Here is a 19,093-nt window from a genome sequence, read left to right on the forward strand (position 1 = left end):
GGCCATGCCATGAAACACCTACCCGAATCGGAGCGCCGCGTCCTGGTGACGGGCTTCGAGCCCTTCGAGCGCGATTCCGTCAATCCTTCCTGGGAAGTGGCCAGGGCACTGGACGGCTGGGTCTGCGAAGGCGCTCAAGTCAGGGCGGCACAGTTGCCGTGCGTCTTCGGAAAAGCCATCGAACGGCTCGACGATGCCTTAGCCGAGCACCGGCCGACACTGGTCGTGGCACTGGGGCTCGCGGGCGCCCGCATCGATGTTTCGCCTGAGCGCCTGGCGATCAATGTCGACGATGCCCGCATCCCCGACAACGCGGGGCACCAGCCCATCGACGTGCCGGTGGTGCCGGGTGCGCCGGCGGCCTACTTTTCGACCTTGCCGATCAAGGCCATCGTGCGCGACATCCGTGCGGGAGGCGTTCCGGCATCCGTGTCCAACACCGCGGGCACCTTCGTCTGCAACCATGTCTTCTACGCACTGATGCATCGGCTGACCACGCGGCCGGAACTTGCCGGCGCACGCGGTGGCTTCGTCCATCTGCCTTGCCTTCCGGAGCAGGCGGCCCGCATCGCGGGAGCGCCCAGCATGGCGCTCGCGACGCAGATCGAAGGCGTGCGCACACTGGTGCGAACGGCACTCACCGTGCATGAAGATGTGCGGGAGACCGGCGGCCAGCTTCATTGACCATTCAGGGGCCACGAATGAACATCGACTTGAACAGCGATCTCGGCGAGAGCCTGGGCGCGTGGCGCATGGGCGACGACGACGCCATGCTCGACATCGTGAGCAGCGCGAACGTGGCTTGCGGCTTCCATGCCGGCGATCCGGCCGGCATTCTGCAGACCGTGCGGCGGGCGAAGGCAAAGGGAGTCGTGGTGGGCGCGCATGTGTCCTATCCCGACCTCGTCGGCTTCGGGCGCCGTGCGATGGATGTGGCGAGCGCCGATCTGCAAGCCGACGTGATCTACCAGATCGGCGCCCTCCAAGGTCTCGCCGCAGCGGCCGGCACCCGGGTGCGCTACGTCAAGCCGCACGGCGCGCTGTACAACACCATCGCGCATGACCAGCGGCAGGCCAACGACGTCATCGCCGCGATCCGCGAAGTCGATGCCGGACTGACCCTCGTCGCACTGGCTGGTTCGCCGTTGCTCGACTGGGCGCGCGCCCAGGGCCTGCACGTGGTGGCTGAAGCTTTCGCCGACCGGGCCTACATGCCCGACGGCTCGCTGGTGTCGCGCCGCCAGGCCGGCTCGGTGTTGCACGACCCGAAGGAAGTCGCCGAGCGCATGCTGCGCCTCGCGCAGGAAGGCGTGGTCACGGCCATCGACGGCAGCACGGTGCGCATCCAGGCCGATTCGGTTTGCGTTCACGGCGACAGCCCTGGCGCGGTGGAGATGGCGCGACAGGTGCGCCGGCTTCTCGAAGGCGCCGGCATCGTCGTTCGCTCTTTCGCCGGCGTCGCGGACTCGAACCAGGGGGCGTGATGCGCTTCCTCCCGGTCAACCTCGACGCCGTGCTCGTCGAGCTGGACGACCTGTCGCAAACGCTGGCGTTGCTGGCTTCATTGCAGGCTGAGCCAATCGCAGGCGTCGACGACGTCGTGCCCGCCGCGCGCACGCTGTTGGTGACCTTCCGGCCCGCCGCTGTCTCTCGTGCCGAGCTCATCGACCGCATCAGTGTTCGCCGCCTCGACGTGCGCGTCGAAGCCGCTGGAGAGCGCATCGAGATTCCCGTCACATACAACGGCGAAGACCTGGAAGAAGTGGCCGGCTTGCTCGGCATCTCGCTGCAAGAGGTCGTGCGGCGCCACACTGGCAGCGACTACACCGTGGCCTTCACCGGCTTCGCGCCGGGCTTCGCTTACCTGAGCGGTGGCGATGCGAGCTTGAATGTGCCCCGTCGCGCAACACCGCGCACGCGGATTCCGGCGGGGGCGGTGGGCTTGGCGGGCAGTTTCAGCGGTGTCTATCCACAGGCGAGTCCGGGCGGCTGGCAGATCATCGGCGTGACGGCAACGCGCATGTGGGATCTCTCGCGTGATCGACCCGCACTGTTGCAACCCGGCCAGCGCGTGCGTTTCGTCGATGCGGGGCCGCAGACCAGCGCGTCGACGGCGCCCGCCGTGCCACAGATGGCAACGATGGAGCCGCTGTCGGCTCCTTCGATGGGCGGCAGTGCGCTGGAAGTCCGGCAGAGCGGGCTGCAGGCGCTCTTTCAGGACCTGGGCCGTCATGGCCAGGCAGGGCAGGGCGTTTCGACTTCGGGTGCGATGGACCGTGCTTCGCTGCGCGCAGCCAACCGACTGGTGGGCAATCGCTCTGATGCAGCCTGCGTGGAGGCCGTCTACGGCGGTCTCCAAGTCGTTTGTCGCGGCGATGCCGTCGTGGCCGTCGCGGGCGCACAGGGTCCTCTTGAGTTGCTCGCCAGAAATGGATCGAGGTGGCCCGTGCCGCGGCATGCGCCCATCGCGCTGTCCGATGGCGACGCCCTGCTGATCGGCGAGCCGAGCGCTGGCATTCGCTCGTATGTGGCGGTGCGCGGCGGCTTTGCCGTCGCGCCGGTACTCGGCAGTTGCGCAACCGACACGCTGGCGAACATCGGGCCCCGGCCGCTTGCGGCGGGCGACGTGCTGCCGATAAGGCCGCCAGCGCCCGGCACTGTGGTGGGGCTGCCTGAATCCGCGCCGGCCGACCTGCCGATGCGTGACGAAGTCGTCACGCTCGATGTCGTGATGGGTCCGCGCACCGACTGGTTTGCGCCGGAGTCCCTCGAGCTTCTGGCCACGCAGATCTGGACCGTCACGCCGCAATCCAACCGCGTCGGCGTCCGCCTTTCAGGCGAACAGCCGCTCGCGCGCACTGCGGCGATGCAAGGCGCCGAACTGCCCAGCGAAGGGACGGCGCTTGGTGCGCTCCAGGTGCCGCCCAACGGTCAGCCTGTGTTGTTCATGGCCGACCATCCGCTGACCGGCGGCTATCCCGTCATCGCGTCCGTCGCCAGCTATGACATCGATCGCGCGGGTCAGTTGCCGATCGGCGCCCGCGTTCGTCTTTGCCCGATTTCGCCCGATTTCGCTCGTCAACTCTCAATGCCATGAAAAAAGTCCTCATTGCCAATCGCGGTGAAATCGCGGTGCGCATCGTGCGTGCCTGTGCCGACTACGGCGCGCAATCGGTCGCCGTCTATGCCGACGCCGACATCGATGCGCTACACGCCCGCATGGCCGACGAGGCCTACGGCCTGGGCGGCGACAGCCCGGCCGATACCTACCTGAGCATCGACAAGCTGCTGGCAGTCGCCTCGCGATCCGGCGCGGACGCGGTGCATCCCGGCTACGGCTTCCTCTCGGAGAGCGCGGCCTTCGCGCAGGCGGTCATCGATGCCGGCCTGACATGGATCGGCCCGCCGCCGGCCGCCATTGCACTGCTTGGCGACAAGGTGCAGGCGCGGAAGATCGCTCTGCAAGTTGGCGCCCCGCTGGTGGCCGGTACGGCCGATCCGGTGAGTGGCGCGCAAGAGGTGCTCGCCTTCGCTGAAAAGCATGGTCTGCCGATCGCGATCAAGGCGGCTTTCGGCGGTGGTGGCCGCGGGCTCAAGGTAGCCTGGCGCATGGATGAAGTGGCCGATCTTTTTGATTCCGCAGTGCGCGAAGCAGTCACGGCGTTCGGCCGGGGCGAGTGCTTCGTCGAACAGTTCCTCGACCGGCCGCGCCACATCGAGGCGCAAGTGATTGCAGACACGCACGGCCATGTGGTCGTGCTCGGCACGCGAGATTGCTCCCTGCAGCGGCGCAACCAGAAGCTGGTGGAAGAGGCGCCCGCCCCCTTCCTCGACGAAGCGCAACGCCAGCGCATTCACAAGGCCGCGCGCGATGTCTGCTCGAAAGCGGGCTACGTGGGCGCAGGCACGGTCGAGTTCCTGCTCAGTGCTTCGGGCGCTGTGTCCTTCCTCGAAGTCAACACGCGGCTGCAAGTCGAGCATCCGGTGACGGAGGAAACCTGCGGAATCGATCTGGTGGTGGAGCAACTGCGGATTGCCGATGGACATCCGCTGTCAGTCACCCAGACGCCCACGCCGCGCGGCCACGCGATCGAATTCCGCATCAATGCCGAAGACGTGGGGCGCGGTTTTCTGCCTTCGCCGGGCCTTGTGGTCGGCTTCGAGGCGCCGACAGGACCGGGCGTCCGCCTGGACACCGGCGTGGTGTCCGGCTCGACCGTGCCCGGCACCTTCGATTCGCTCATGGCGAAGTTGATCGTCACTGGCGCCACTCGCGCGCAGGCCATCGCCCGCGCGCGGCGCGCCTTGGCGGAGTTCCGCATCGAAGGCGTAGCATCGGTGTTGCCGTTTCATCGCGCGGTCGTGGCTCACGCGGACTTCACCGGGAGCGATGGCTTCAAGGTGCATACGCGCTGGATAGAGACAGACTTTGCTGCCGAACTGGCTGCAGCGGCGCGTCCGGAGCCTTTGCCCGCGACGGCGCTGTATCGCACGGCCATGGAAATCGACGGCCGCCGCGTGGCGCTGGGCTTGCCCGCCGAATTGCTGCGCGGGCTTCAGTCTGCCGGCGCCGCCGATGCCTCCTCCGGGCCCGCACCGGAATCCTCACCGCAAACCGATCCGTCCAGCGTCACCGCTCCCGTTTCAGGAACCCTGCGCGCGTGGAAGAGCGAGGAGGGCGCCGAGGTTGCCCAAGGCGAAGTGATTGGCGTCATGGAGGCAATGAAGATGGAAATGCAGGTCTGCGCACACCGTGCCGGTCGGCTCGTGCGCACCATGCAGGCCGGCGCATACGTGAACGTCGGCGCGGTCATCGCGCGGATCACGTGACGGTCGATGCGACCTTCTGGCGCGACGCCCCTGGCATGGCCATGTCCTCTGGCGTTGCGAGCGCAAAGATCGCGCGGGCGACGGACTTGTGTTCCATCACGCGCAGTTCGAGCTCGTGAAGGATGCGCGCAAGCTCGACCTGCGTGGGCTCGCCTGCGATCACGACCCGTGCGGCGACGAGCAGACGGTCCGGCCCGACGAATTCCGCGAAGAAGTACGTCACCCGTTCCACGCGAGGATCCTTCTCGATCGCTTGCACCGCCATTGCGCTTCGTTCGTCCGACAGCGGCACGCCGGCCAGGTAGCGGCGGTTCTGGTTGATGAGGAACAGGCCTGCGACGCCCATCAAGAGCCCGATCAGGATCGATCCCATCGCGTCGTAGACCGCCTTGCCGGTGAGCTGATGCAAGGCCATGCCCAGGCCGGCCACGACGAGCCCGACGAGCGAGATGAAGTCGCCGATCACGACTGCGCGCAACTGGGAATCCGAGGTGTCGAACACGTGCTTGAAGATGCCCGAGTTTCTCTCGGCGGCGCGCGCTCGCACGAAGCGGACGGCCCGCAAGAACGACACCTGCTGGAGCACGAAGGACACGCCGATGACCGCATAGCCGAATCGATAGTCGTTCGGCGTCTCGGCGCTGCCGAGTTGGGTGATGCCGCGCCAGATGGCGATCTGCGCCCCGACGACGAACATGACGATGGACGCGAACAGCGACCACACGAAGGACTCGCGGCCATATCCCAGCGGGTGTTCGGAATCAGCAGGGCGGCGGGCGGCCAGGTAGCCGACCACCAGAAAGATCTCGGAGACCGTGCCGATCCACGAATGCACGGCTTCTGCCAGCATCGAGACCGAGCCGGTGGACGCGGCCGCCGCCGTCTTGCATGCAGCAACGAATGCACTGCCGGCGAAAGCGATAGCGATCGTGACTCTGAGTTGGCGCACCTGAACGTCCGTGCCCAGGCGGCGGTGGAAGCGGCTGAACTCCCTCATGGTGGATCCAGGATTGATGGTCGCCAACTTTAAGCGCACCGGCCGAATGCTTGCCGGCCTGACCACTGGCTGACATACCCCGCCGGCACGCGGGGCCTCCTTCGCGCCCGTCATGGAGGTGAAACAGGGTTGCCGCAAGATGGGCGCGTAGACAGTCGATCGGCGCTGGTAGGGGATGCTGCGGCGACCATTCGGATCCGGATGGTTCCCCGATGCCATCGACTGTCGTTGTTATCCTATGGCTTATGCCCGACTCATTACTTGCGCCAGACCTTCCGGTCGGCTGGACCTGCAGGATCGACCTGAATTCCACACCCGAAGGCACGTACTCCGGCAAGGCCGAACTGAGATTCGAGGGCGAGCAGCGCTGTGTCCTCGTCATCGCCCAGCAACCGAGCCGCGAAGCGGCGTTGCATCGCGTCAAGATCCGCGCTGAATTCTTCGTGTCCGAATGGACGTCCCGGTCACACACGGGCAATACCGGCTTCAGCGAATTGGACATCTGACGGCCGACGCCTTGACGGCCACGGCCCGCGTTGTGCGAACGCGACGCTTTCGGGAAGGTCTGCGTCAAAGACACCAGTGCGGGCAATTAAGATCGAGCACGTGGCATGCCGCTCCGTTGAGTGGGTGGTCTGCGACTGGATGCAGGGCCCCTCGCGAGGGGCCTTTTTTGCGCCTGACTGATTGGGGGGCAGTAATGCCATGATGGGAAATTCGTCGTTCGCAGGTCTGGGCAATTCATCCTTTGCGAGTCTCACGCCGGCGCCTGCTTCCGCCGACGAAGCCGAACCGTGGGTTCGCGGCGAGTTGATTCGCAGCCTGATGCGGGCATCGCGCGGCTCATACCTGCTGGCCGCGGCGTTGATGCCCGCCATGGTGGGCTTGAGCTGGGGCTATGTACCGAGCTGGCAACTGATCGCGTGGCTGTGCATCGGCATTGCCGCCACCGGTTGCCGCATCTGGGGCGAGCAGATCTACGCGCGCCACTACGCCGATCGCGATTCCGCCGCGCAGCAGTATTTCGTCGACCACTATCGCTTTCTCTGGAGCACCAGCTCATTCGCCTGGGGCTTGTCGATCCTGATCTTCTTCGAGCGCACGCCGCTCGTGAATCAGTTCATGAGCTGGCTGATCGTGGCCGGCGTGGCGACCTTTCCGCTCAACGGGCTCGCGCTGCATCCACCACTGCTCAAGCGCTACGTCAATACGCTGTTCTTCACGATGCTGGCGGCCATCATCCTTCGGATGATCGAGCTCAACTTCGAGCGGCCGCATTTTCATTACGGCTTTCTGATGTTGCCGGGCCTGCATTGGTGGCTGCTGCTGAGGGCCGGGCGGCGCATCCACGAGACTGCGCGCAACAGCTTCGAACTGCTGTTCCACAACCACATCCTGATCAACTCGCTGACCCAGCAGCGTCAGGCCGCCGTATCTGCGGTGGCAATGAAAAACCGCTTTCTCGCCAGCGCGGCGCACGACATGCGGCAACCGGTGCTGGCGCTCTCGCTCTACGCCGACTGGCTGCGCAACGAGCCCGAACTGGTGGCGGAGATCGCGCCCAAGATCGTTCGCGCCACGCATGCCGTGAATGCGCTCTTCGATTCGTTGTTCGACCTTGCGCGCATCGATTCGGGGCAAGTGAGGCTGCATATCGAGCGCGTCGATGTTGCGCAACTGCTGCATGACCTGGAGCTGCAGTACCGCCCGGTCGCTGAAGCCAAGGGCCTGACCTTCAGGATCCACGTGACGCCCGGGACGGTGCTGACCGATCCGATCCGCGTGCGCCGGATGATCGGCAACCTGCTGGCCAACGCCATCAAGTACACGGCCGAAGGCGGCGTCTTGCTGGCGTCGAGACAAACGCGTGACGGCCTGCGGGTGGAGGTGTGGGACACCGGCATCGGCATCGCAAGGGAGCACTTGCGGGACGTGTTCCTGGAGTTCTACAAGGTGGCCGACCATGCCGGTACTTCCGACGGCTTTGGTCTCGGCCTAGCCATCGTGGCCCGGCTCTCGCATGCCCTGGGCCATCCGGTCAGCGTTCGGTCTCGCCTGGGCCGTGGCAGCGTTTTCCGCGTCGCATTGCACGACGCCGATGAATCGCAAGCCCAGACGAGGATTTCAGGCGCCGTCGGCTGACATTGCCGCTGGCGCGGGTGTTGGGCGTTGCCCCGTGTCAGGGGCAAGCCTGGGTCAACTGGACGAGGACAGCAGTCCGTTGGTGCGCGCGTGGTGCAGGGCCTGGGTCCGGCTTTTCACGCCGAGCCGACGGAACAGGCGCCACAGGTGCACCTTCACGGTGTGCTCGCTGATGTCGAGCTCGGTGGCAATGTCGCGGTTGCTCATGCCTTGGTCGAGCATCGCAATCAGCTGGGTCTGGCGCTTCGACAGCTTGCTGTTGGTCGCCGCCACCGGCTCTTCGGCATCCGAATCGGCCATCAGGAGGCCGCGCAGCGCGGCGGTGAGTTCGGCCGAACTGGCGGATTTCTCGATGTAGGTGTCGGCACCGGCTTCGATGCAAGCTTCTTCCATATCGGCCGAGGGCGATGCGGAGTAGACCGCGATCGGCACGTCCGGGTAGACCTGCTTCACCGCGACCACACCGGAGACTCCGGTCGTGTCGGGCAGTTTCAGGTCCAGGCAGAACAGCCCTGGAGCGCCATGCTGCTTGACCGCGCCAGCGAGCTTGTCGAGGCGTTCGAGCTCGACGATGTTTTCGGCAGGTCGAAGGCGCCGAAGCACCATCACGATGGCGTCGCGCATCAGGGGGTGGTCATCGATGACGTAGATACTCATGGTTTTCTCACTGTGTCCGCGGGCCGGTGGACTGAATTCCGGCGCCGCTCAATTGCTGTCACTTTAATTCAACCTTCGCTCGCTGCGTCGGCAGCCAACGCCTCCAGCGCGGCCGATGCCGCACCCATTTTCTCGTTGTCGATCGGTTCAAGTTGTTCGGCCAGCTGCGCCAGCGCCGCGCCCCGTTGTTCCTTCAGCGAGGCGATCGCGCGGCCCGCCTCCTGCGGCGACGCGAATCCACGGCTTTGTACCAGCTGTGCGCCGCTTGCGTCGAGGAACTTGAAATAGAAAAGACCGTCGCGCTCCCGGTATTGCTTGAAACTGGGTCGCGAGACTTTGGCCGCCTTGGGCGCGGCGGCGCTCTTGCCGCTGGCGGCAAGATTGCGCAGCCCGACGGCCTGGCGCAACTCGGCAATGAACGGACGCGACAGTGCGCGTGCCTTTTCGGCGCCGGCGCGCAGGATCTTCTCGATTTGCGCCGGGTCGTTGATGAGGTCGTCGTAGTGCTTGCGCATCGGCGCGATTTCGCGGTCGATGCGTTCGAACAGGATCTGCTTTGCGTCACCCCATGCAATGCCGTCGGCGTAGGCCTTGCGCAGCGATTCGGTTTCTTCGTTGTCCGCAAAGGCCTGGTAGATCTGGAAGAGCGCCGAGCCCTCGGTGTCCTTGGGCTCGCCGGGCGCGCGGGAATCGGTCACGATGCCGGCGATCAGCTTCTGCAACTGAGCGCGCGGCGTGAAGAGCGGGATCGTGTTGTCGTAGCTCTTGCTCATCTTGCGGCCATCGAGGCCCGGCAGCGTGGCCACGGCTTCGTCGATCTCGGCCTCCGGCAGGGTGAAATGCTCGCCGTAGAGGTGATTGAAGTGCTGCGCCATGTCGCGCGCCATCTCGATGTGCTGGACTTGGTCGCGGCCCACCGGCACCTTGTGCGCGTTGAACATGAGAATGTCGGCGCCCATGAGCACCGGATACATGAAGAGTCCCGCCGTCACGTCGGCATCGGGGTCTTCACCCTTGGCGACGTTCTTGTCGACCGATGCCTTGTAGGCATGGGCCCGGTTCAGCAGGCCCTTGCCCGTCACGCAGGTGAGCAACCATGTCAGCTCCGGGATTTCGGGGATGTCGGATTGCCGGTAGAACGTGACGCGTTCTGGATCGAGGCCGCAGGCGAGCCAGGTGGCGGCGATCTCGAGCGTCGAACGCTGGATGCGCGCAGGCTCGTCGACCTTGATGAGCGCGTGGTAATCCGCGAGAAAGTAGAAGCTCTGCACGTCTGCACGGCGGCTGAAGCGCACGGAATGGCGCACCGAGCCGACGTAGTTGCCCAGGTGCGGCGTGCCGCTGGTGGTGATGCCCGTCAGAAAGCGAATGGGATCGGGATTCGAAGAGGAGGCCATGGAGAAGACTCAGCGGATCAGGGCGACGACGGGTGTGAGCAGCAGGTTCACGGCCTCATAGCCGAGGGCCATCAATGGACGCAGCCAGTAGTTGCTCAGGACGCCGGCGAGGACCAGTCCCATCACGATGAAAAAACCATAGGGCTCGATGCGAGCCAGGAAGTTCTGCGCGGCTCCGCGAGGCAGCAGCCCCGCGAGCACGCGACCACCGTCGAGCGGTGGCAGCGGAAACAGATTGAAGGCCCACATCACCAGATTGACCAGGACGCCTCCCTGCGCCATCTTGACGAAAAAGGTTTCATTGATGCCCGCGCCGACGAGCCAGACGAGGAACAGCCCCCACAAGATCGCCTGGATGAAATTCGATGCGGGGCCGGCCAGCGCCACCCAGACCATGTCCCGCTTCGGATTGCGCAGCCGCCCGAAATTGACGGGGACCGGCTTCGCATAGCCGAACAGGAACGAGCCCGATGTCGCGAAATAAAGCAGGAGCGGCATCAGGATGGTGCCGACCGGATCGATGTGCTTGAAAGGGTTGAGCGTGACGCGCCCGAGCACATAGGCCGTGTTGTCGCCCAGGTAGCGGGCAACGTAGCCGTGCGCGGCTTCGTGCACGGTGATGGCGAAGATCACGGGCAACGCGTAGATGAGTACGGTTTGAATGAGATTGGATATATCCACCGGCGGATTGTCTCAGACGCCCGGAATGCCCCTCGGGCGACTCAAAGACCGAGCACCGCGAGCGATCCGCGGCCCTGCCGCACCAGCAACGGATCGCCGCCCGTGCCCATCGGCGTGAGGTCGACGACAGTCGTCGGCTCCGAAGGGCAGGCGCCGGAATCGATGACCGCGCCGATCTGCTTTTCGAAGCGCTCGCGGATCAGCGCGGCGTCATTCAGTGCCTCGGTTTCGCCGGGCGGTATGAGCGTGGTGGCCAGCAGGGGCTCGCCGTGCAGCGAGAGCAATTCACAGAGCACCTTGTGGTCGGGCATGCGCAGGCCGATGGTCTTGCGCTGCGGATGGCTCACGCGGCGGGGCACTTCCTTGGTGGCTTCGAGGATGAAGGTGTAGGGGCCGGGCGTGGCCGCCTTCAGCAGCCGGTACTGCTTGTTGTCGACTCGCGCATAGTTGGCCAGTTCGCTCAGGTCGCGGCAGATCAAGGTCAGGTGATGCTTCTCGTCCACCTGGCGGATGCGCCGCAACTGGTCGACCGCATCCTTGTCATCAAGGTGGCAGACGAGCGCATAGCTGGAGTCCGTCGGCACGGCGACGATTTCACCGCGCGCGAGCAGTGACGCCGCTTGCTTGAGCAGCCGCTGCTGCGGATTGTCAGGATGAACTTCGAAGAATTGGGCCATGGGACCGGGGGCGAGAACGGGGACGGGTAAGAGGGCGACATTCTGCCGCGAGAACGGCGATCACGATTCCGCCGGCTCGATCGGCACCCGGCGCTCGCGCACGGTGAGCCACGCGCCGGCCGCCCCGCAGACGGCGATCATCGCCATGCCGGAAAGCGAAAGATGGTCCGGCACGTGCGAGAACATCACCCATCCGCCAATCATCGCGAAAGCGATTTGCGCATAGAGATAGGGCGTGAGCGTCGATGCCGGCGCGCGCTGGTAGGCGAGGATGAGGATGAAATGGCCGACCGTCCCCATGAAACCCATGAGGCAAAGCAGTGCCCACCAGTGCCATGACGGCAGCGCAGTCCACGCAAAAGGCACCGCGAACGACGCCAGCAGCGTGCCGACCCAGCCGGTATAGAAATGCATCGTGAGCGGGTTTTCCGTCTGCGCGAGCTTGCTGGTCAGCACCTGGAACCACGCGTTGGTCAGTACCAGGCCAATGGGCAGCAGCATCGCCCAACTGAAAGCGTCTCCGCCCGGCCGCAGGATCACGAGCGTGCCCGTGAAGCCGCCCATCACCAGTCCCCAGCGCAGCGGCGAGACGTGTTCCTTCAGGGTGGTCGCGGCCAGCAGCGTGATCACCAGCGGCGCGATCAGCACGATGGAAGTGAACTCTGCCAGCGGCATGTAGCGCAGGCTGAAGAAGGCCAGCGTGCTCGATACCAGCAGCAATGCGCCGCGAAGCAATTGATAGCGCGGATGGCGTGTGCGCAAAAGCGACGTGCCGTGCCTGGGAAGCAGCACCAGCGTGGTTGCGACCGCCTGGAAGGCATAGCGGACCCAGACGCCCATGAGGATCGGGACTGCCGCGGTCGACAGCTTGGTGGCGGTGTCCAGCGTCGCGAAACAGGCAACTGCGAGCAAGACAAGTCCGATGCCGGCAAGGATGCGCTCGGATTCGATGTCGCGGGTGCTCTTTTGTGCGACGGTGGCGCCGCTGTCTAACGCGCTCACTGGATACGGCTCTCCAGCAACTCCCAGACGGGCGTGAGTTTTCCAGGCAGCCAGGGCAGCTTGCCCAGGTCGCAATGGCTTTCGCCCGGGCTGTGGAAGTCGCTGCCGCGCGAGGCGGCGAAGTCGAATTCCAGCGCCTTGTCGGCGTATTCGACGTATTCGGCGGGGGTGTGGCTGCCGGTCACGACTTCGATCGCGCGGCCTCCGTGGGCCTTGAACTCGACGAACAAGGCGTATTCCTCGTTCGCGGTGAACTTGTAGCGGCCGGGATGGGCGATCACGGCCAGGCCATTGGCCCCCGTGATCCAGTGAACCGCATCCTTGAGGGATGCCCAACGGTGCGGCACGTAGCCTGGCTTTCCTTCGGTGAGGAATTTGCGAAACACCTCCGAGGTGTCACGGCAGTGGCCGGTCTCCACCAGAAAGCGGGCGAAGTGGGTGCGTGAGATCAGTTCGGGATTGCCGACGAACTTGAGCGCGCCTTCGTAAGCGCCATGGATGCCGACCTTTGCCAAGCCTTCAGACATCTCCTGGGCGCGCTTTCCTCGGCCGCCCCGGGTGTCGTAGAGGCCCTCGGTCATTGCCGCGTCCTCGGGGTCGAAGCCCAATCCGACGATATGCACGGTTTCGCCGGCAAAGGTGACAGAGATCTCCGTTCCGGTGAGGTACTTCATGCCGTGTGCGCGGGCTGCGGCTGCGGCGCGGTGCTGGCCGCCGATCTCGTCGTGATCGGTCAGCGCCCAGAGTTCGACGCCGTTGGCGGCCGCCCGCGCTGCGAGTTCCTCGGGGGTCAGCGTGCCGTCGGAAACGACGGAATGGCAATGCAGGTCGGCGTTCAGGATGGAAGTCACGCCGCGATCTTATTCCTTCTCGATATTGCCTGCAGGGCGCGTGGCGTCTGAGGCAGGTGCTATTGAATGCATAGCAGTGAATGCCGATGGCTCAGCGCTTCTTGCGAAACGCCAGCCAGGCCGCGGCTGCCGTGAAGGTGACGACGATGCCGACCACGATCCAGAAGCCGTGCTTGTGGTCGGCCAGCGGTATCCCGCCGACGTTCATGCCGAACAGTCCGGCCAGGATGTTGATGGGCAACGCCAGCACTGTCACCACGGTCAAGACGAAGAGGCTGCGGTTGTTGTCCTCGTTCACGTTGTCGGCGATTTCTTCCTGCAGGAGCTTGATGCGCTCCTGCAGCGCAGCCATGTCACGCAGCACCACCGAGAACTCTTCGGTCGCGCCGCTGAGCTCCTGCGCGTCCGCCCCATCGATCCATGCGGGCGGATTCTGGAGAAGGCGAAAAAGAGCAGCCGGCTCGGGCGCGAGCAAGCGTTGCAGCCGAACCAGCACCCGGCGCAGAACGCCGAGCTGGGCCCGCTTGTGGACCAGACGGCCGGTGAGCAGTTCGTCCTCGATCGCGTCTACGCGCGTCGTCACGCCGCGAACGACCTTGACTAGCACGTCGGCCTGCGCGCGAAGCAGATGTTCGAGCAATTCGGTGCTGGACCGCGGCGCGTCGCCGGCCTTGACGGCCGTTCGCAACGCATCGACCGATCGCAGCGGCTGGGCGCGCGCCGTGACCACCAGTCGTGGGCCCACGCTGATCCAGAGCGTCGAGATGTCCGATGGCTCGAAGCTGAAATCGAAATGCACGTCGTTGATGACCGCGATCAGCGAATCGTCGGCGCGCTCGATGCGGGTCGAATGCAGCCCTTCCTTCAGCGTCTCGAAGAACACATCGGACAGGCCGGCGTGTCTCGCCAGCCAGCGTTCCGACTGCGCATGGCTGAGATTGAAGTGCAGCCACATGTAGGCGCCGTCCGTGCCTGCATCGCCTGCGGCCCGATCCGCAAGCCATCGGGCCGCTTGTGCCGAGCTGACTGCGCAAGCCGGCGTGGTCGCGGCCTGGCCGAACAAGTAGCCGTAGATCAGACCGGCTTCATCGCTGCCGTAGGCGCCGGTCGGCCAATCCTGAAGAAGTGCCAAGGTCGAAGGTCAGAACAGGTGGGTGTGACGGGTGTGACGGGTGTGACGGGTGTGACGGGTGTGGGGCCAGTCATGGTCCTCCTGCGACATGTCAGTCTCGTGACTGAGACCGCAATCGCTCACTTTCTGTCACAGGACCGTCATTCGATGGCCGCAGGATGAGGTTTTCCCTGCCCGAGAGACTGCGAGCCGACCATGACGCTTCCCGACCTGAACGACCACGAAGACCTGATGCAGCGCATCGCGCGCGATCTCGTGGACAGCTACGACGAGGAAATCGAACTCGAACTGGAAGACCGCAGCATTGAGGAGCTCGAAACGGGCCGCATCACCGACAAGGCGGCGCGGCAGGCCTACTTCAAGGAGCTGTTCCGCCTGCAGGGCGAACTCGTGAAGCTGCAGGACTGGGTCCAGCACAGCAAGCAGAAGGTCGTGATCCTGTTCGAAGGCCGCGATGCAGCGGGCAAGGGCGGCGTGATCAAGCGCATCACGCAGCGGCTCAATCCGCGCGTGGCTCGGGTCGCGGCGCTGCCGGCACCCAATGACCGCGAGCGCACCCAGTGGTACTTCCAGCGCTACGTGGCGCATCTACCTGCGGCGGGCGAGATGGTGCTGTTCGACCGCAGTTGGTACAACCGCGCCGGCGTTGAGCGCGTGATGGGCTTCTGCACCGACGATGAGTACGAGGAGTTCTTCCGTACCGTCCCTGACTTCGAGCGGATGCTCGTTCGCTCGGGCATCCAGTTGATCAAGTACTGGTTCTCCATCACGGACGAAGAGCAGCACATGCGCTTTCTCGGCCGCATTCACGATCCGCTCAAGCAGTGGAAGCTGAGCCCGATGGACCTGGAATCGCGCCGCCGCTGGGAGGAATACACCAAGGCCAAGGAAACGATGCTGGAGCGCACGCACATTGCGGAGGCGCCCTGGTGGGTCGTTCAGGCGGTCGACAAGAAGAAGGCGCGCCTGAACTGCATCAGCCACCTGCTGGGCCAGCTGCCCTACCACGATGTCGAGCATGCGCCGGTGACGCTGCCCGCGCGGGTGCGCAACGCGGACTACTTGCGCCATCCCGTGCCGCTTAGCATGTACGTGCCCGAGGTGTACTGACGCGCCGCGGCGGGCGTGTCAAGGGCGTCGTCCGATGGATGGCAGCGCTCGAAGCTGCTACCGTGTTCGACTGCTCCCCGCACATCGATGCCACGCCGCTTACTTTCCCCGCTCACTCGTGCCTACCAGCGCAACCTGAAGGCGCTGACCAAGGCGACGCTCAGCAGCAGCAAGCGCATTGCCAACCAGGTCCAGCGTGCGGCCGTCAAGCAACTCAAGCCGCCTCCGGGGCGCGGTGACTGGCTGCCGGGGGTGGCGATGGGCCCGGCGGGCGCGCGGCGCTATCACCTCTATCGTCCGCCCAGCCTTCCGTTGGGGGAGAAGGTGCCGCTGATGGTCATGCTGCACGGCTGCGGCCAGACGGGGCGCGACTTTGCCATCAGCACGCGCATGAACCAACTGGCCGCCCGCGAGCGCTTCATGGTGCTCTATCCAGAGCAGGACAGGCTTGCGAATCCGCAGGGATGCTGGAACTGGTACGACCGCCGTTCCGGAAAGGCCGACGCTGAGGCCGCGACACTGATGGTGGCCGTGGATCAGGTCCAAATGCTCTACCCCATAGACCGGGAGCGCGTGGCTGTCGCGGGGCTGTCGGCGGGCGCGAGCATGGCCGCGCTGCTCGCGACGCGCTATCCAGCGCGGTTCAAGGCTGTCGCCATGCATTCGGGCGTTGCGCCGGGTGCCGCAAAATCGCCGGCGACCGCACTGGGCGCAATGCGGGGGCAGCACGTGCCGCCGATGCCTGCCACGGCGGTCGGCAAGGCCATGGGCGCCGCGGCTGCATTCACCACATTGCCGGCGCTGCTCGTGCTGCACGGCGATGGCGACAAAGTGGTGTCCGCCAGCAATGCCGTCAGCAGCGCCGCCGTCTGGGCCGTCGCGAACGGAGCCAAGCCCGGCGTGAGCCGCGTGCGGCAGCGCGGCAAGCGCCATGCGATGCGCGTCACCAACTACGTGCGTCGCGGGCGAACTGTCGTCACGCTCTGCGAGATCGCGAGCCTCGGGCATGCATGGAGCGGTGGCGTGTCGAGCATGCTCTTCACCGATCCGGCAGGCCCGGACGCGACCAAGCTGGTCTGGGCCTTCGCCGCCCGCCAGTTTCGGCTGAGCGCTGTTCGGCTGCCGATCTGAACCGGAGGCATCGGATGTCTGCAATTGCCTATGACGCCAGCCGAACGGCCCTTTACGCTCCGGAGCGGCAGGAGACGCTCTTCGAACGCGGCCGCGCATACACGCCGGTGCAGTGGGCGGTCGAAGCCGCGCGACTCACCTACTACCGGGTCGAGCAGGGGCAGTCCGAAGTGCAGCGTCTGACCGACGCGCTGGCGCAAGCTGGCTTTGGTAAGCCGCAGCTCTTTCGCGACGCCGCCACTTACGCATTCGGCGCGCTGCATACCGAGGACGGCAGCGCGCTCGTCGCGTTCCGCGGCACGCAGCCGGACGACATCCGGCATCTCGCGACCAATCTTCAGGCGCAGCAGATCGAGTGGAACGAAAGTGGAGGGCGTGTGCACGCCGGCTTCGCGAAAGCAGCCCGAGGTGTGCTGCCGCAAGTGCTCGATTGGTTGGCGGGCGAGGGCAGTCGGCGCAGCCGCCTTGTCCTGGCCGGACACAGCCTCGGTGCGGCGCTCGCCACATTGAGCGCAACGGTTTTGAAGCCCGAGTTGCTCGTGACGCTCGGCTCCCCCCGCGTCGGCGATGCGGATTTCGTCGGTGCGCTGGCGGACATCGACATCATGCGTCTGGTCGATGGCTGCGACGTCGTCACGCAATTGCCGCCCGCGTTGTCCTTCTATGCGCACGCCGGTGTGGTGACCTACATCACCTGTGTCGACGGCCATTGCGTCGAAGCTCCCTCGCCCACCATGATCGAAGCGGACCGGGCCGAAGGACGCGCACGGTATGCGTCGGACCATGCGTGGAAGTCCGGCTCCGTGTTGTTGCGCGAGTTGGCGGACCACGCACCCATCAACTATGCGCGAGGGTTCTTTTAGCTCGCCCCCAGGTTGGGCTCACTGCGTGTAGCCCGCCCACCCCCTACCGGGGGCGCAGCCAGCGGCCCGGCAAAGCCGGCTCCGCGGCAGCTCGCGTGAAGAGGGGTCTCGCGAAGCTGTGCTCATGCCCGCGAAGCCGGGCCCCACGGTGAACACCGCGGAACTGGCTTTGCCAGGCCGCTGGTGTTGCCCCCGGTAGGGGGTGGGCGGGCTACACGCAGTGAGCCCAACCTGGGGGCGAGCAACATGCCGTACGCCACCCGGCGTATTTCCGCAATGCGGGCCCGTCCGCAGACTCCCTCCATCGTTCACACACCAGGAGAAGGAGTCCACATGCAACGTCGTTTCACCCTCAAGGCGCTCACTGCCGCCGTCGCTCTGGCGAGTTTGTCCGCCGTTCCCGCGTTCGCGCAGGACACCATCAAGGTCGGCGTGCTGCACTCGCTGTCCGGCACGATGGCAATCTCCGAAACCGTGTTGAAAGACACGGTGCTCATGGCCATCGACGACATCAACGCCAAGGGTGGCGTGCTCGGCAAGAAGCTCGAGCCTGTGGTGGTCGATCCGGCTTCCAACTGGCCGCTCTTCGCAGAGAAGACCAAGCAGCTGCTCGGGCAGGACAAGGTCGCCGTGATCTTCGGCTGCTGGACCTCCGTGTCGCGCAAGTCGGTGCTGCCCGTTGTGGAGGAAATGAACGGCCTGCTGTTCTACCCCGTGCAGTACGAAGGTGAAGAGCTCAGCAAGAACGTGTTCTACACGGGTGCCGCGCCAAACCAGCAAGCCATTCCGGCGGTCGACTACCTGATGAGCAAGGAAGGCGGCGGCGCCAAGCGCTGGGTGCTGCTGGGGACCGACTACGTGTATCCGCGCACGACCAACAAGATTCTGCGGGCCTATCTGAAAAGCAAGGGCGTTGCAGACAAGGACATCGACGAGAAGTACACGCCTTTCGGCCATAGCGACTACCAGACCATCGTTGCCGACATCAAGAAGTTCTCGGCAGGCGGCAAGACGGCCGTGGTGTCGACGATCAACGGCGACTCGAACGTGCCCTTCTACAAGGAACTCGGCAACGCGGGCCTGAAAGCCAAGGACGTGCCGGTGGTCGCCTTCTCGGTGGGCGAAGAAGAACTGCGCGGTGTGGATACCAAGCCGTTGGTGGGCAACCTGGCTGCATGGAACTACTTCATGAGCATCAAGAACCCGACCAACACGGCGTTCATCAAGCAGTGGAGCGAGTACGCCAAGGCGCACAACATCCCCGGCCACAAGGACAAGCCACTGACCAATGATCCGATGGAAGCCACGTGGATCGGCATCCACATGTGGAAGCAGGCTGTCGAGAAGGCCAAGAGCACCGACACCGACAAGGTGATCGCAGCGATGGCCGGCCAGACCTTTACCGCTCCGTCCGGCATCGTCTCGCAGATGGACGAGAAGAACCACCACCTGCACAAGAGCGTGTTCATCGGCGAGATCAAGGCCGATGGCCAGTTCAACGTCGTGTGGAAGACACCGGGTCCAGTGAAGGCCAAGCCATGGAGCCCGTACATCGAGGGCAACGACAAGAAGCCTGACTACCCCGCCGGAAAGTCGCTCTAACCCCCAGCCTCGCCCACTTCG

The 19,093-nt window shown here is 65.1% G+C and carries 18 protein-coding genes; 10 read left to right on the forward strand and 8 right to left on the reverse strand.

Annotation, left to right across the window (positions count from 1 at the left end):
- The first annotated feature begins 9 nt into the window (after window positions 1-9).
- The 4 genes from pcp to AC1DEK_RS12765 are packed head-to-tail and all read left to right on the forward strand — an operon-like array spanning window position 10 to window position 4,830.
- On the forward strand, window positions 10-684 hold the full coding sequence (gene pcp / locus AC1DEK_RS12750; RefSeq protein ID WP_478125589.1) for a pyroglutamyl-peptidase I: 675 nt from the start codon (window positions 10-12) through the stop codon (window positions 682-684).
- Between the two features lie 17 nt (window positions 685-701).
- Window positions 702-1,484, forward strand: coding sequence for a LamB/YcsF family protein (locus AC1DEK_RS12755; protein ID WP_478125590.1), 783 nt, complete (start codon window positions 702-704; stop codon window positions 1,482-1,484).
- Window positions 1,484-3,097 (forward strand): 5-oxoprolinase subunit PxpB, encoded by a 1,614-nt coding sequence (pxpB, locus tag AC1DEK_RS12760; RefSeq protein ID WP_478125845.1) that lies wholly within the window; start codon window positions 1,484-1,486, stop codon window positions 3,095-3,097. Before AC1DEK_RS12755 ends, pxpB begins: the two co-directional genes overlap by 1 nt.
- Window positions 3,094-4,830 carry an acetyl/propionyl/methylcrotonyl-CoA carboxylase subunit alpha gene (locus AC1DEK_RS12765; RefSeq protein WP_478125591.1) on the forward strand — a complete coding sequence of 579 codons (1,737 nt, stop codon included), beginning with the start codon at window positions 3,094-3,096 and terminating at the stop codon, window positions 4,828-4,830. Before pxpB ends, AC1DEK_RS12765 begins: the two co-directional genes overlap by 4 nt.
- Here AC1DEK_RS12765 and AC1DEK_RS12770 read toward each other — a convergent pair.
- Window positions 4,823-5,827: a cation diffusion facilitator family transporter gene (locus AC1DEK_RS12770; RefSeq protein ID WP_478125592.1), complete on the reverse strand. Its 1,005-nt coding sequence runs from the start codon at window positions 5,825-5,827 to the stop codon at window positions 4,823-4,825. The two genes, AC1DEK_RS12765 and AC1DEK_RS12770, sit on opposite strands and share 8 nt — an antisense overlap.
- 245 nt (window positions 5,828-6,072) lie before the next feature.
- Here AC1DEK_RS12770 and AC1DEK_RS12775 point away from each other — a divergent pair, with 245 nt between their 5' ends.
- Complete coding sequence (locus AC1DEK_RS12775) at window positions 6,073-6,333, forward strand: hypothetical protein (protein WP_478125593.1); 261 nt, start codon at window positions 6,073-6,075, stop codon at window positions 6,331-6,333.
- Window positions 6,334-6,532: 199 nt separating this feature from the next.
- Entirely contained in the window at window positions 6,533-7,969 is a 1,437-nt protein-coding gene (gene shkS / locus AC1DEK_RS12780; protein WP_478125594.1) for a surface-behavior sensor histidine kinase ShkS, read from the forward strand.
- A 54-nt stretch (window positions 7,970-8,023) separates the two neighbouring features.
- Here the strand turns inward: shkS and AC1DEK_RS12785 are convergent, their stop codons facing one another.
- The 7 genes from AC1DEK_RS12785 to AC1DEK_RS12815 form a co-directional block, all read right to left on the reverse strand.
- Window positions 8,024-8,626, reverse strand: a complete 603-nt coding sequence (locus tag AC1DEK_RS12785) for a LuxR C-terminal-related transcriptional regulator (protein ID WP_478125595.1) — start codon at window positions 8,624-8,626, stop codon at window positions 8,024-8,026.
- Window positions 8,627-8,694: 68 nt separating this feature from the next.
- The gene (locus AC1DEK_RS12790; protein ID WP_478125596.1) at window positions 8,695-10,023 is read right to left on the reverse strand and encodes a tryptophan--tRNA ligase; all 1,329 of its coding nucleotides are present in this window, start codon (window positions 10,021-10,023) and stop codon (window positions 8,695-8,697) included.
- A gap of 9 nt (window positions 10,024-10,032) precedes the next feature.
- Window positions 10,033-10,704 carry a site-2 protease family protein gene (locus AC1DEK_RS12795; protein ID WP_478125597.1) on the reverse strand — a complete coding sequence of 224 codons (672 nt, stop codon included), beginning with the start codon at window positions 10,702-10,704 and terminating at the stop codon, window positions 10,033-10,035.
- Between the two features lie 41 nt (window positions 10,705-10,745).
- Window positions 10,746-11,381: an L-threonylcarbamoyladenylate synthase gene (locus AC1DEK_RS12800; RefSeq protein ID WP_478125598.1), complete on the reverse strand. Its 636-nt coding sequence runs from the start codon at window positions 11,379-11,381 to the stop codon at window positions 10,746-10,748.
- Window positions 11,382-11,441: 60 nt separating this feature from the next.
- Window positions 11,442-12,383, reverse strand: a complete 942-nt coding sequence (locus AC1DEK_RS12805; RefSeq protein WP_478125599.1) for a DMT family transporter — start codon at window positions 12,381-12,383, stop codon at window positions 11,442-11,444.
- On the reverse strand, window positions 12,380-13,234 hold the full coding sequence (locus tag AC1DEK_RS12810; RefSeq protein ID WP_478125600.1) for a 3',5'-nucleoside bisphosphate phosphatase: 855 nt from the start codon (window positions 13,232-13,234) through the stop codon (window positions 12,380-12,382). Before AC1DEK_RS12810 ends, AC1DEK_RS12805 begins: the two co-directional genes overlap by 4 nt.
- 91 nt (window positions 13,235-13,325) lie before the next feature.
- The gene (locus AC1DEK_RS12815; protein ID WP_478125601.1) at window positions 13,326-14,366 is read right to left on the reverse strand and encodes a transporter; all 1,041 of its coding nucleotides are present in this window, start codon (window positions 14,364-14,366) and stop codon (window positions 13,326-13,328) included.
- Between the two features lie 195 nt (window positions 14,367-14,561).
- Here AC1DEK_RS12815 and ppk2 point away from each other — a divergent pair, with 195 nt between their 5' ends.
- From ppk2 to urtA, 4 genes are all read left to right on the forward strand, one after another.
- Window positions 14,562-15,476, forward strand: a complete 915-nt coding sequence (ppk2, locus tag AC1DEK_RS12820; RefSeq protein ID WP_478125602.1) for a polyphosphate kinase 2 — start codon at window positions 14,562-14,564, stop codon at window positions 15,474-15,476.
- An 87-nt stretch (window positions 15,477-15,563) separates the two neighbouring features.
- Window positions 15,564-16,607 carry an extracellular catalytic domain type 1 short-chain-length polyhydroxyalkanoate depolymerase gene (locus AC1DEK_RS12825; protein WP_478125603.1) on the forward strand — a complete coding sequence of 348 codons (1,044 nt, stop codon included), beginning with the start codon at window positions 15,564-15,566 and terminating at the stop codon, window positions 16,605-16,607.
- Between the two features lie 14 nt (window positions 16,608-16,621).
- Window positions 16,622-17,470, forward strand: coding sequence for a lipase family protein (locus tag AC1DEK_RS12830; protein WP_478125604.1), 849 nt, complete (start codon window positions 16,622-16,624; stop codon window positions 17,468-17,470).
- 333 nt (window positions 17,471-17,803) lie between these two features.
- Window positions 17,804-19,072, forward strand: coding sequence for an urea ABC transporter substrate-binding protein (gene urtA, locus AC1DEK_RS12835; protein ID WP_478125605.1), 1,269 nt, complete (start codon window positions 17,804-17,806; stop codon window positions 19,070-19,072).
- Window positions 19,073-19,093 lie beyond the last annotated feature (21 nt).

This window comes from Variovorax sp. 10N420 (assembly GCF_056394705.1).